Raw genomic sequence first — 13,815 nt, 5'->3', positions numbered from 1 at the left:
ACCTTAAAACAGGTAAAAAGTATACTTATGATATATTTTATAATAAGATTGATTAGTTAAACCCTCATTTTTATGATTTCTTTAAACTGAAAAACCCCAATTCAATAAAGAATTGGGGTTTTCTATAAATAAACCTTTAGTAAACTAAGATCTGATTACTCTTTTTTCTCCTCACGCGGAGGTCTTGGAACAAGTGCTTTTTTAGACACTTTTTCTTTTTTAGTTTTAGGATCAACTCCTAAGTATTTCACTTGGAAAACATCGCCCATTTTGACTACGTCGGCAACATTTTCTGTACGTTCCCAAGCTAGCTCAGATACGTGAAGCAATACTTCATTTCCAGGTGCAGCAGTATATTCCACTACAGCTCCAAAATCAAGCATTTTAATTACCTTCACTTCGTATGCTTCTCCAACTTGAGGTTTGAAAGTTAGGGCATCAATTTTAGCCAATACTGTTTTGATTCCTTCTGGATCAGTTCCTAAGATTTCAACAACCCCTTGCTCGTCAACTTCGTTGATTACAATAGTAGTTCCTGTAGCTTTTTGTAATTCTTGAATTACTTTTCCTCCAGGTCCGATTAACGCTCCAATAAAGTTTCCAGGAATAGTTCTTGTGATGATCTTCGGTGCATGATCTTTAACTTCTGGTCTTGGAGAAGCAATTGTTTCTGTTAATTTCCCTAAAATATGCAAACGTCCATCACGAGCCTGTGCTAAAGCTTGTTCCATAATGTCATAACGCAATCCTTCGATTTTGATATCCATTTGGCAAGCCGTGATGCCGTCAGCAGTTCCAGTTACTTTAAAGTCCATATCTCCTAGGTGATCTTCGTCTCCTAAGATATCAGATAATACAGCAAATTTCTCACCATCGGTAATTAATCCCATAGCGATACCAGAAACTGGTTTTGTCATTTGAACTCCAGCATCCATAAGAGCCATTGTTCCAGCGCAAACTGTTGCCATAGAAGAAGAACCGTTAGATTCTAATACTTCAGAAACAACACGAATAGTGTAAGGACAATCTGCAGGAATCATGTTTTTAAGAGCTCTTTGAGCTAAGTTACCGTGACCAACTTCTCTTCTTGAAGTTCCTCTTAATGGTTTTGCTTCACCAGTAGAGAAAGGAGGGAAGTTATAGTGTAAGTAGAATTTCTCTTCGCCTTGTTCAGATGGAGAATCGATTTGGTTAGCTTCTTTAGAAGTTCCTAAAGTTACCGTTGCCAAAGCTTGAGTTTCTCCACGTGTAAATAAAGAAGATCCATGTACAGATGGCAAATAATCAGTCTCGCACCAAATTGGTCTGATTTCTGTTGTTTTTCTACCGTCTAGACGAATTCCTTTTTCAAGAATTACATTACGAACAGCTTCTTTATTTGTTTTGTAGAAATATTTTCCAACTAAACCAGCAAGATCTGCATTTTCAGCGTATTCTTCTTCAGTAAATAAAGCTTTTGCTTCTTCTTTTACAGCTGCAAATTTTTCACCTCTTTCTGCTTTTCCAGAAGCTTCTTGTGCAATTGCATAGCATTTATCGTAAGCGGCAGCTTTTACTTTTGCGTAAACAGCTTCGTCTTCAACTTCACCTTCGTAAGTTCTGTATTCTTGAGAGCTTAATTTTGCTCTTAATTTTTGTTGAGCAACAATTTGAACTTTAATAGCTTCGTGTGCAAATTTAATTGCTTCAACCATTTCAGCTTCTGAAATTTCTTTCATCTCACCTTCAACCATGGCAACAGAATCCATAGAAGCTCCAATCATCATGTCGATATCAGATTTTTCTAATTCTTCTCGGCTTGGGTTGATTACTAACTTTCCGTCGATACGAGCAACACGCACTTCAGAAATTAAGTTGTAAAATGGAATGTCAGAAACAGCTAATGCTGCAGATGCTGCTAAACCAGCTAATGCATCTGGCATAACATTATCATCATGAGACATTAATTGGATCATAACCTGAGTTTCGGCATGGTAATCATCTGGGAAAAGCGGACGCAATACACGGTCTACTAATCTCATTGTTAATACCTCACTGTCGCTTGGTCTAGCTTCTCTTTTGAAAAATCCTCCTGGGAAACGTCCTGCAGCAGCAAATTTTTCGCGGTAATCTACCGTTAATGGTAAAAAGTCAACACCTGGGTTAGATGTTCTTGCAGAAACTGCAGTTGCTAAAAGCATACAGTTTCCTAAACGTACAACAACTGAACCATCGGCTTGTTTTGCTAATTTACCAGTTTCGATTGAGATGCTTCTTCCATCTCCTAAATCGATAATTTCTTGTGAAACTTGTGGAATCATAAATTTTCCTTTTTGATTATACAATGGGTTTTAGTTGTGTTGTAGTTGTTGTTGTGTGTAGTTGTTGTTATCTAAAACCCAATGAAAAACCAAACTTTTTTTCTTGTAATCTGCTTATTATAAACAGCTGTAATGTAAAAACAAAAAGAGGCACTCTCGCACCTCTTTTCTATATTGATTATTTTCTGATATTCAATACTTTGATAATCTCACGATATCTGTTGATATCTTTCTTTTTCAAGTAGTCCAACAAAGCTCTTCTTTTACCTACTAATAGTACAAGAGAACGCTCAGTGTTGTAATCGTGACGATTTTTTTTCAAGTGTTCAGTTAAGTGAGAAATTCTGTAAGTGAACAACGCGATTTGACCTTCTGCACTTCCTGTGTTTGTTGCACCACCATGTTGTGCGAAGATTTCTTCTTTCTTTTCTTTAGTTAAATACATTCCAATATTGTTTTAAATGATTTTTATGTATGTCATACAACTTTTGTAAGACGGGTGCAAAATTAGATTAAAAAAACAGAAAAATCAAAAAAAATAAAAGAATCTAAAAAATGGATATAAGATTTTTGTTTTTAAATATTTAGATCCACTTTTTTTCTGCTTAATTTAAGTCGTTTTCTATTTTAACTTCTGATTTTTTTTACCAGATAGCTTTTCGCTCAAAGACGAATAAGAAAATTTGACATTGTTTGCATCAGTACTTACGCCCGAAATTAAAACTCCTTGATCATAATTGTCAACAAACGTAATCTTTCGTAAAATGTCATTCCCTTCCCAGTAACCTTGTTTCAATCCGCCTTTGATTGTTCCTTTTTGAGTAACAAACTGATCTGTTTCTTCGTAATCTCCATTTCCATTCGTAACGGTTTGATTTTTATTTACATCCCAGCAATTTAGAATCAAAGTCTGGAGCTTTTTTGTTTTCGGATCCCAAATGTTCTGTTTTTCGCATTTTTTACTCTGATCTTCGTACCAGCTAATTTCTTTGCCAGTTTTATGGTCTTCAGAATAATTTATAACAGATTCTTTTGCACCATTTTTATAATAGTAAATAAATTCCCCGTCTTTTTTTAGAACATCTCGATCTAAGGTCGATCCCGTCATTTTCTTTCTTCCATTTTTGTAGAAGTCAGTCACAACATAACGGATGCTTTTCTGAGAATAATTGGTAATTACTCTTGTGTAAGCATGATTTTCGGGTGTACATTCACGATTTAAGGAGTCTAAAAAGATTTTTTTAGACATCATGCTAATTTGCGCAGACAGATTAACTGAAATTATCAGAAGCAATAAGAGTAAGATGTTTCTTTTCATTCAGTCTATTTTTATCTTAAAAATAGTTCTTCTAGAATAATTTAGCAACTTCTTGATTTACAAATTCTAAAAATCTTTCGTCAGCTTCTGTAAACGGATCAATTACATGGCTGTCAATGTCGATTTGGCCAATATTTACTCCATTAACAAAAAGTGGCACTACGATTTCAGACTTAACTGTTAAACTGCAGGCAATATAATTGTCTTGAGCTTTAACATCTGGCACTACAAAATTGGCATTGCTTTCTGCAACCTGACCACAAATTCCTTTTCCAAACGGAATAACAGTGTGATCTGTTTCTGCACCAACGTAAGGGCCTAAATGTAAAGTTTTAGTGTCGTGATTTGCAAAATAAAAACCAACCCAATTGTAATACTCTACATTTTCGTTTAAAAGTTTACAGACTGCTAATAATTTTTCGTCTCTATTTTTTTGACTGTCAGTAATAATACTGCTTATTTGTGGTTGTAATTCTTGAAATGTCATGATATTAAATTTTATACAAAAGTATTTAAAGCTGAACTCAAAAAATATATAAATTTGAAAAAAAAATCTCTTGAAAAAATATTTAGTACAGTTTAAGCCATTCCTGATTTTTATAAGCATTTTTTTTCTGACATATATTGTCCTTACATTGCTTTACAAATTTTATTTAAATAGTTATCAAGCAGAAGATCTTGATGCTATAACGATGGTTTCTGGAAGAAACTCAGAGCAATTGTTAAGGCTCTTAAACTATGACGCAATTATTCAGAAAAGCTCGCAAAATCCTTGGCAAGAGATTATTTTAAACGGAAGATTTATAGCGAGAATAGTTGAAGGATGTAATGCTGTAAGTGTAATGATTCTTTTTGTATCTTTTGTTGCTGCTTTTTCAGGAAATTTAAAAAAGACATTATTATTTATATTCTTTGGACTAATATCTATTTATATCCTGAATGTTATTAGGATTTCACTTTTGATAGTGCTTATCTATCAATTTCCGCAATATAGCCATTTCCTGCATGGAACATTTTTTCCTTTGATGATTTACGGATATGTTTTTGTTTTATGGATTTTCTGGATTAATAGATTTTCAAAGTATGCTAAGTAAATTAAAAGAGAAGAAATTTAAAATCTTTGCGGCAATTGCTGTAGTAATAGGTTTTGCTTTGATAAGAACATTTGAGCGAAAACTGTTTTATGATCCTTTTTCGGTATATTTTAATGCCGATTTTCAGTCTATTCCTTATCCGCCAGTAGAGAATCTTAAGCTTTTTGCGGGACTTTTTTTTCGTTATTTTTTAAATTCAATTTTGTCTTTGGCTTTGATTTACGCTTTATTTCAGGATCGTGATATTCTTAAATTTAGTCTTCTGATTTATAGTGTGTTTTTAGTTGTTTTTCTATTGATGTTTTACATCATACTCGAATATTTTCCAGATGGAAGCTGGCTTCTGTTTTATGTTAGGCGATTTTTAATTCAGCCTATTTTGATATTATTATTTATTCCGGGATTTTATTATCAGCTTCAAAAAACTAAAAAATAACATTTGTTTTAGTTTTTTTTCGATAGTTTTTAAATAGCTTTGCAGTATGAATTTGAAAAAGTGCACGGGTCTGTTTTTAGCGCTCCTTCTATTGATTTCCAATATAGGGTTTGCTTTTGATGTGCACTATTGTGGTGGAGAAATTGCTTCGGTTTCTTTAAAAACTACAGCAGAACCTGTTGTTGAGAAGAAATGCTGTGGTTCTAAAGAGAAAAAGAATTCTTGCTGCAAAGATAAAGTTGTTCATTTCGAAAAAAAATCAGACAACGCAACTATCAAATTTTTCTTTTTTCAATTTGCTTTCCCAGCAGTTGCACAAGATTACAAACCTCTAGTTTTTTTAGAAGTTCCAACTTTTAAAAAGAAAGAAGTTCTTTCGTATTATGCTGATGCGAATGCACCTCCTTTATTTAAATTATACCATCAGTATATTTTCTATTCCTGATTTTAATGTTAAGATGCAATGCAAGTCCTAGTCAAGGCTTTGTATTTACATTTTGATAGTTTTTGTTTTTGCAAAAACATCAAGAATGTAATTCTATTTCAACATTAAAATCAATTTTTTATGCAAAAAAATATAATGCTTTTTGCAATGATTTTGCTTTCTTTTTCTGCTTTTTCACAAGAAGATCTTCAAGAAGTAAAAATCACTAAAAAGCAAAAAGGAATTAAAAAATCCTTTACAGTAACAGCCAACACTTCTGTAATTACCAGCAAAGAATTACTTAAAGCAGCTTGTTGTAATTTGGCTGAAAGTTTTGAAACCAATCCGTCAATCGATGTTAATTTTTCTGATGCTTTAACAGGCACTAAGCAAATTAAAATGCTGGGTCTGACTAGTCCATATTTAATGATTACAGAAGAAAATATTCCATCTGTTCGAGGAGCGTCTCAAGCCTATGGTTTATCCTTTACGCCTGGAACTTGGATTGAAAGTGTCCAAATTACGAAAGGAGCGGGAAGCGTTATAAATGGTTACGAAAGCATTTCTGGCCAGATTAATACAGAGCTTTTAAAGCCATTAAATGATATTCCTTTCTTCTTGAATGCTTACGGATCGACAGATTCTCGTTTTGAATTAAACACCCATTTCAATAAAAAATTATCAGACAAATGGGCGACTAGCTTATTTGTTCACGGAAATGCGCGTGTAGCCAAAAACGATATGAACAAAGACGGTTTTCTCGATAATCCGTTAGGAAAACAAATCAATGTTTTAAACCGTTATCAATATTATAATCCAGAAAGTGGTTTGGTGAGTTTTATCAATTTCAGATATATGAATGATAAAAAACAAACCGGAGAAGTAAATTTTGATAAAGATCGTGATCGTGGCACAACCAATTATTGGGGTTCAGAAATTAATACTGAACGCTTTGATGTTTCGACAAAAATTGGATATGTATTTAAAGATATGCCATATCAAAGTATTGGCTTTCAAAATGCTTTTAATAGCCATAAACAAGACTCTTATTATGGTTTAAATCAATATGATATCAAACAGAATAGTTTTTATTCTAATTTGATTTTCAATTCGATTATCAATAATACGATGCATAAATTTTCAACAGGTCTGAATTTTACTTATGACCAATATCAGGAATTTGTAAACTTAGCAGATGTCAGCAGAATTGATAACTCGGTTGGTGCTTTCTTTGAATATACTTATGACAATACAGATAATTTTAGTCTGATTTTAGGTGGAAGAGTTGATAACCATAATCGATTGGGAGTTTTTGTTACGCCAAGGTTGCACATGAGATATAATCCATGGAAAAATGGTGTAATTCGTTTTTCTGCTGGAAGAGGAAAACGTTCTGCAAACATTTTTGCTGAAAATCAACAGCTTTTTGCTAGTTCTAGAACTTTTTCAATTTTAGATTCCAACGGAAAAGTATACGGCTTAAACCCAGAAATTGCATGGAATTATGGAGTGAGTTTTTCTCAGAAATTCCGTCTTTTCAACAGAAATGCCGATGCCGGCTTTGATCTTTATAGAACAGATTTCCAAAATCAGGCCATTGTAGATGTGATGCAAAGTCCGCAGCAAGTGTTGTTTTATGATTTGAAAGGAAGTTCTTTTGCAAACAGTCTTCAGGTTGAGTTCAATTACGAATTAATCCATAATTTGAATTTAAGAACAGCTTATAAATATTATGACATTCAAACCGATTATCTAAGAGGAACTTTCCAACGCCCGCTTCAGGCAAAACATCGTTTCTTAGGAAATTTAGAATATGAAACAACGATGAATAATGACAAGCAATGGAGGTTTGATTTTACTTATAATTGGTCAGGAAAACAACAATTGCCTTATACAGCTTCAAATCCTGCGGAAGATCAGTTTCCTGATTTTTCACCTGCTTATGCTGTAATGAATGCGCAAGTGACCCGAGTTTTTTCTCCAGTTTTTGAAGTGTATGTTGGGGGAGAAAATATTGGAAATTATAGACAAGAAAAAGCAATTTTAGGGGCAAATGATCCTTTTGGACCTAATTTTGATGCGTCTATTGCATATGCTCCAATTTTCGGACAGATGTATTATGCAGGGCTTAGATTTAAAATTAAATAGCAATTTCAATAAATAATAAAATTAAATACAATGAATAAAATAGTTTTAATAGCAATGATGGTTTTTTTAGGTTTTTCAGCTCAGGCTCAAACTAAAAAAAATAAGAATTTAAAATACACAACAGAAGTAAACGGTAACTGTGAACAATGTAAGAAGCGAATTGAAAAAGCGGCTTACGGTGTTCCAGGAGTAAAAACAGCAAGCTGGGATGTAAACTCTCATCAGCTTTCGGTTATTTTAAACGAAGAGAAATGTTCTCCTACAGATTTGAATAAAGCAATTGCAAAGGCGGGTCATGATACTAAGGAAGTTAAAGCAACAACCGAAGATTATGAAAACCTTCACAGCTGTTGCAAGTATGTAAGAGAATAAGAAATAGAGGAGCCCAAACAATTAGTTTGGGCTTTTTTTAATAGTTAATTTATGTTTAAAATACCGCATTTTATTGTGGTTAAGGTAAATTATTGTTACTTTCACGAACTATAAAAAATAACCAATCACATTTATGAATAATTTTGAATGGACTCAGTTACTAAACCCTGAATTTTATATTACTTTAAGCGTCGGAGGTTTTCAGATTGGGTTGTTTATCGTTCTGTTTATAGTTTTTGCTGAGACAGGACTTTTTGCAGGCTTTTTTCTGCCTGGAGATAGTTTACTTTTCTTAGCAGGTATTTACAGTCGTGATCTAATTGAAAATGTAGCTTACATCCCAAATGACTTTATAAATGTATTTCTGCTTGCTACAGCAGTTGCTGTAATGGGAGTTTTAGGGAATATGACTGGTTATTGGTTTGGTGCAAAAAGTGGTTATTATTTATTCAAAAAAGAAGATACATTCTGGTTTAAGAAAAAGTACTTGCTTCAATCAAAAGATTTTTTTGAAAAATATGGGGGTAAAGCAATTATTTATGCTCGTTTCTTACCAATTTTTAGAACGTTTGCTCCAATTGTTGCCGGAATCGTTTCGATGGACAAAAAGAAATTTATGTTTTATAATATTCTAAGTTCTTTTCTTTGGTCGTTTATTTTAATTTTCGCTGGACATTATTTATACGGCGTTTTCTTAAAACAAGGCATAGATTTGAAGAAACACATTGAATATATCATTATTATAATCATCATTATTTCAACATTCCCAGTTCTGCTGAAACTTTTGAAAAAGAGACCGCACGAAGAGATATAATCAAATAAAAAACAAAAAAATCCGAAGTTTTTCAGCTTCGGATTTTTTTATGCTTTGTCATTAAGCTTATTGCCAATAATATTTCTAATTGTATAGATAATTAATTTTCTTCAGCATTAAAAGAAATAATAAAGCAAAATATAAAATCAAAAAGCTGTAATTAGTTTTTTTAAAACTTAATTACAGCTTTTAAATTATTTATAGGTTAATTAAAAGATATCTTTAATTGGATTTGAATTTTAAGGATTGAGAATATTTGTATTCTACCATTCATTCACCTTATTGGCATCCATTTTAAGGAAAATAAACAATAAAATAGTGAATCCCCAGAGTCCAGAACCTCCATATGAAAAGAAAGGTAGAGGAACCCCAATTGTTGGGAAAATTCCAATTACCATCGCAATGTTAACAAAGAAATGGATAAAGAGAATTGCGGCAACACAATATCCGTATACACGGCTGAATTTGGTTTTCTGTCTTTCTGCTAAATAAATAATTCTAAGAAGCAGGCCTGTGAACAGTAAAATAACGACCAATGAACCTACAAAACCCCATTCTTCACCAACAGTTGTAAAGATATAATCGGTGTGCTGCTCCGGTACAAACCCTCCTTTGGTTTGCGTGCCTTCAAGAAAACCTTTTCCAAGCCATCCTCCAGAACCAATTGCAATTTCAGATTGGTTGGTATTGTATCCAATACCTTTCATATCTACAGTTTTGCCTAATAAAATATTGAAACGGTCTCTGTGGTGTTGTTTAAAAACATTGTCAAATACATAATCAACAGAGAAAACAAATCCTGAGATTAGAACTAATAAGATACCGCTCAAAATGATATTTCTATCTACGACTCTTCCTTTAAAGTGTATAATTGCTAACACAACAAAAGCCATTGCAATTACTGCATATGGTTCTAAAACTAAAGTAAGAACGAAAAGAACAATGGTTATAAATGCGGTCCAGACATACCAAGAAGGCAAACCTTCTCTATATAAAACAAGTATGAACGCACTATAAATTAAAGCACTTCCAGGATCTGGTTGTGGCAAAATCAATATTACAGGCAATAGCATAATGGCCAAAGCTTGGATTTGTCTGTTGGTTTCTTTTAAGTTAATTTGCGTGTCGCTCAAGTATTTGGCTAATGCAAGAGAAGTTGCAGCTTTTGCAAACTCTGATGGCTGTAAAGTGAAACTTCCAATGGCATACCAGCAACGCTGTCCTGCTATAGTTTTCCCGAAAAGGAATAATCCTGCAAGAGACAATAAGGAAACTCCAAAGATGATACTTGCATATTTTTCGTAAAATTTACCATCAACAAAAAGCACAACAAATATCAATGGAATAGTACAACAGATAAATATCAGTTGTTTTTGATACGTTCCATCGGTAGATAACAAAGAAGACGAGTAAATATTAAGCCAACCTAAAGTTACCAGCGCAATGTAGATAAAGACACTTATCCAATCAATATTATTTTTTACACTTTGATTTTTCATTTGAAATAATCTTTCTTAGTTTTTCTTTGTTGTGTCTACGGCTGTTTTTTTAACTTCAGTTTTTGGCGCTGTTGCGGCCGGTGCTTTTGGTTTTACAATTTTTGCTTGCAAAACAGAATCTTTTGGAACAGATTCGATTTTAAGAGCATCGCTTATTCCGCCTACTTTAGCATATTCTGAAAGTAAGCTTTTGTTTAATACTCTTACTTCTAGATCGGTTCTTGTAATTTTCTTTCTTAGATATTTCTCAATCATTAAACTCGCAATCGGACCTGCAACTGTTGCTCCGAAACCTCCATTTTCAATCATAACGGCGATAGCAATTTTTGGATTGTCTTTTGGGGCAAAAGCAACAAATATAGAGTGGTCTTTAAGCTGTGTTCTTTTGCCGTTTATTTTGGCAAAGTTCTCAGCAGTACCTGTTTTTCCACAAATATCTATTCCTTCAACTCTAAGAGCATAAGCTGTACCTTTATTATATACATCAAATAATCCGCTGATGACTGGCGGGAAATATTTTTGATCAATCGTGGTCACGTGTTTTGTAGTGAACTTTTCGTCTATTTTTTCTCCCTCAATTTTTTTAATGATGTGAGGTGTGTAATAATATCCTTGATTAGCAACTGTAGCCATCATATTTGCCAATTGAATAGGCGTCATTAAAACCTCTCCCTGTCCAATTGCATTTGATACAATAGTAGAGCTTCTCCAACCTCCGTTAGGATAAATTCTTTTATACGTTTTTGAAGTTGGAATATTTCCTCTTTTACCAGTTGGCAAATCATAACCCATGAACTGGCCTAATCCAAAACTTTTTACATGGCTGCTCCAAACATCAACAGCGTGGCCAGGGTCTTTGTACTTGTTGATGGTAAGCATATAGGCTTGTCCAAAATAGGTATTGCAAGAATTGTAAATTCCATTATGTAATTGGTGTGGCCCAAAACCGTGACACTTCATAAAACGTCCTCCACCATAACTAAATCCGTGATGACACATAAAAGTAGTCTGCTCATTTACTACACCTTCTTGAAGTGCAACTAAACCAGTCAGGATTTTGAATGGAGAACCTGGAGGATACTCTGCTAAAAGTCCTCTGTCGTATAAAGGTTTTGCAATAGAATCGTGATATAAAAGTGTATAATTTTTAGATCTCTGACGTCCTACTAAAATACCTGGATCATAAGAAGGAGCGGTAACCAATGCTAGAATTTCTCCAGATTTAGGTTCAATAGCAACAATTCCTCCTCGTTTATTAATCATTAATTCTTCTCCATATTTTTGAAGTTCAGCATCGATCGTTAAATTAATGTCTTCTCCAGCAACGGCGATGGTATCGTATTTTCCTTCTTTATAAGGACCAATTTCTCGGTTGTATTTGTCTTTTTGAATATATTTTACTCCCTTTATACCGCGTAAAATTTCTTCATAGCTTTCTTCTACACCTTGCTTTCCAATTAAATCTCCACTGTTATAGTAAGGATTTTTAGCAATTTGTTTTTCATTTACTTGAGTTATAAAACCAAATATATTGGCACCGTAATCAACCTCATAATCGCGAAGTGATCTTTTCTGAAAATAAAAACCATCATATTTTCTGATTTTTTCCTGAAAAGCAGCAAATTCATTTTTATTCAGCTGTGATAAAAAAACAGAAGGAAGTCTTGGACTGTAAACTTTTGCTTTTTCAATACGCTTATGGTATTCCTCTTGTGTAATATTCAGAAGAGCACAAAATTCGGCAATATTTAGGTCTTTTTTTATGTCTCTTGGAATAACCATGATGTCATAAGAAGCCTGATTCGCAACCAGAAGTTTTCCGTTACGATCATAAATATAACCTCTTTCAGGGTAGTCATATACTTTTTTTATTGCATTATTTTCTGATTTCAGCTTAAAAGAATCATCAATAATCTGCAGGTAAAAAATCCTAATCACTAGCAAAGACGCTGCAATAATAATTATAGTGGGCAGCAAGACTTTTCTCATCGTTTATTGGGCTTAATAAGATAAATTATTATTATTGAGGTGATTATAGTAAAGATAGAACTAAATAAGGTTCGGAGCAAAATGTCCCAGATAAATTTGAATTGAAATGCTTCCAGAACAAATAGTACAATGTGATGCATTAAGACCGAAACCAATATGAATGAAAATCGTTCGGGTGTTAAAGATTCGTTTAGTTTAATAGTTTGATATTCATAACTTAAACCAAAAGAAAATTTAAAAATGTAAGGTCTGTAATAGGCTAAAATAACACAAGCAGTGGCGTGTATTCCGCCAGAGTTACAGAACATATCCATGATCAGACCTAAGAAAAAGCTTGAAATAATTAATCCAGCTTTATTGCTGTTTACTGGGTAAAGAATAATATACAAGATATAAGGGAACGGACTTATATATCCTAAGAAATTCATATTGTTGAAGATAACAATCTGAATTGCCAGTAACATAATAAATCGAAAAATATTGACTAACAGAGCGCTATTCATTTTTTTCTTTGTTTTCTAAATTAATAAGTTCCTCTCTGTCTTTGCTTTTGATAATATAGACGTGCCCTAAGTTTGTCATGTCGTTAAATAGCTTAACTTTTATAACATAAAAACTGGTTTGTTCTTCTTTATAAACCGTTTCAACAGTACCAATATTGATTCCTTCAGGGAAAATCACTGATTGTCCTCCTGTTACAATGGTATCTCCTTTTTTAACTGAAGCTAGCCTCGGAACATCTCTTAGCTGCACGAATCCTGTGCTTTTTCCATCCCATGTTAAAGAACCAAAATGGTTTGATTTTTTTAACTTGGCATTAATTCTAGATTTCATGTTCAGAATGCTCACAACAGTAGAATATCTTGGAGATGTATCATCTATAACACCCACAATCCCCAAACTATTTATTACTCCCATATCTGGTTTAACGCCTTCGTTAGATCCAGAATTTAAAGTAAGGAAGTTTTCGTGTGTACTGTATGTGTTATGAATTACTTTTGATACAATGATATCAGCAGGTTTTACCCCTTTAATGGTGTCAGGTAAAGGTATTTTTGATGTGTCTTCTTTGTTGAATAAAAGACTTTTTAATCTTGCGTTCTCAAGTACAAGTTCGTCGTTTTCAGCTCTTAAATTCATGTATTCATTAACACGATTGATTTTTTCATAAACACCTCCGCTTAAGAAATTTGCAGAGCTGATTATTTTACTTCTGTGGTAAGAATGAGATTGAATCGTGAGTCCTAACGAAATACCTAAAAGCAGCAAAAACAGCAATCGATTACTGTTTCTTATAATGAAATTAAATATTTGCTGCATTTCTTGTCTGGTTATTTTGTTTCAGGATATGCTTAAAGGTTTCAGTTTTTACAAGGGTCAAATAATAGAAATTTGACCCTTATAAAAGTAAATTGATTGTT

At 33.1% G+C, this 13,815-nt stretch carries 14 protein-coding genes; 6 read left to right on the top strand and 8 right to left on the bottom strand.

Annotation, left to right across the window (positions count from 1 at the left end):
- Window positions 1-155 precede the first annotated feature (155 nt).
- The 4 genes from BB050_RS05775 to BB050_RS05760 all read right to left on the bottom strand — a co-directional run bounded on the left by BB050_RS05775 (window position 156) and on the right by BB050_RS05760 (window position 4,105).
- On the bottom strand, window positions 156-2,300 hold the full coding sequence (locus BB050_RS05775) for a polyribonucleotide nucleotidyltransferase (RefSeq protein WP_066032922.1): 2,145 nt from the start codon (window positions 2,298-2,300) through the stop codon (window positions 156-158).
- Between the two features lie 178 nt (window positions 2,301-2,478).
- Entirely contained in the window at window positions 2,479-2,745 is a 267-nt protein-coding gene (rpsO, locus tag BB050_RS05770; protein ID WP_008466503.1) for a 30S ribosomal protein S15, read from the bottom strand.
- Between the two features lie 177 nt (window positions 2,746-2,922).
- The gene (locus BB050_RS05765) at window positions 2,923-3,618 is read right to left on the bottom strand and encodes a toxin-antitoxin system YwqK family antitoxin (RefSeq protein ID WP_066032921.1); all 696 of its coding nucleotides are present in this window, start codon (window positions 3,616-3,618) and stop codon (window positions 2,923-2,925) included.
- 31 nt (window positions 3,619-3,649) lie between these two features.
- A complete protein-coding gene (locus BB050_RS05760; protein ID WP_066032920.1) occupies window positions 3,650-4,105 on the bottom strand; it encodes a GAF domain-containing protein in 456 nt (151 codons plus the stop codon).
- A gap of 70 nt (window positions 4,106-4,175) precedes the next feature.
- Here BB050_RS05760 and xrtF point away from each other — a divergent pair, with 70 nt between their 5' ends.
- The 6 genes from xrtF to BB050_RS05730 all read left to right on the top strand — a co-directional run bounded on the left by xrtF (window position 4,176) and on the right by BB050_RS05730 (window position 8,906).
- Entirely contained in the window at window positions 4,176-4,712 is a 537-nt protein-coding gene (gene xrtF, locus BB050_RS05755; protein ID WP_066032919.1) for an exosortase family protein XrtF, read from the top strand.
- Entirely contained in the window at window positions 4,702-5,148 is a 447-nt protein-coding gene (locus BB050_RS05750; RefSeq protein WP_066035104.1) for an exosortase F system-associated membrane protein, read from the top strand. The genes xrtF and BB050_RS05750 overlap by 11 nt, the downstream gene beginning before the upstream one ends.
- A 46-nt stretch (window positions 5,149-5,194) precedes the next feature.
- Window positions 5,195-5,593: an HYC_CC_PP family protein gene (locus BB050_RS05745; RefSeq protein WP_066032918.1), complete on the top strand. Its 399-nt coding sequence runs from the start codon at window positions 5,195-5,197 to the stop codon at window positions 5,591-5,593.
- Between the two features lie 120 nt (window positions 5,594-5,713).
- Window positions 5,714-7,720, top strand: coding sequence for a TonB-dependent receptor plug domain-containing protein (locus BB050_RS05740; protein ID WP_066032917.1), 2,007 nt, complete (start codon window positions 5,714-5,716; stop codon window positions 7,718-7,720).
- A 30-nt stretch (window positions 7,721-7,750) separates the two neighbouring features.
- On the top strand, window positions 7,751-8,092 hold the full coding sequence (locus BB050_RS05735; protein ID WP_066032916.1) for a heavy-metal-associated domain-containing protein: 342 nt from the start codon (window positions 7,751-7,753) through the stop codon (window positions 8,090-8,092).
- Window positions 8,093-8,225: 133 nt separating this feature from the next.
- Entirely contained in the window at window positions 8,226-8,906 is a 681-nt protein-coding gene (locus tag BB050_RS05730; protein WP_008466518.1) for a DedA family protein, read from the top strand.
- A 263-nt stretch (window positions 8,907-9,169) separates the two neighbouring features.
- Here the strand turns inward: BB050_RS05730 and rodA are convergent, their stop codons facing one another.
- The 4 genes from rodA to mreC are packed head-to-tail and all read right to left on the bottom strand — an operon-like array spanning window position 9,170 to window position 13,714.
- On the bottom strand, window positions 9,170-10,405 hold the full coding sequence (rodA, locus tag BB050_RS05725) for a rod shape-determining protein RodA (RefSeq protein WP_008466520.1): 1,236 nt from the start codon (window positions 10,403-10,405) through the stop codon (window positions 9,170-9,172).
- A 15-nt stretch (window positions 10,406-10,420) separates the two neighbouring features.
- Window positions 10,421-12,394 carry a penicillin-binding protein 2 gene (mrdA, locus tag BB050_RS05720; protein ID WP_066032915.1) on the bottom strand — a complete coding sequence of 658 codons (1,974 nt, stop codon included), beginning with the start codon at window positions 12,392-12,394 and terminating at the stop codon, window positions 10,421-10,423.
- A complete protein-coding gene (locus BB050_RS22030; RefSeq protein ID WP_008466524.1) occupies window positions 12,391-12,897 on the bottom strand; it encodes a hypothetical protein in 507 nt (168 codons plus the stop codon). Before BB050_RS22030 ends, mrdA begins: the two co-directional genes overlap by 4 nt.
- Window positions 12,890-13,714, bottom strand: coding sequence for a rod shape-determining protein MreC (gene mreC / locus BB050_RS05710; RefSeq protein WP_008466526.1), 825 nt, complete (start codon window positions 13,712-13,714; stop codon window positions 12,890-12,892). Before mreC ends, BB050_RS22030 begins: the two co-directional genes overlap by 8 nt.
- Window positions 13,715-13,815 lie beyond the last annotated feature (101 nt).

This window comes from Flavobacterium anhuiense (assembly GCF_001705175.1).
Classification (GTDB): domain Bacteria; phylum Bacteroidota; class Bacteroidia; order Flavobacteriales; family Flavobacteriaceae; genus Flavobacterium; species Flavobacterium anhuiense.
Note: the sequence above shows the minus strand (reverse complement) of the source record. Positions and strands in the feature narration are given on the sequence as shown.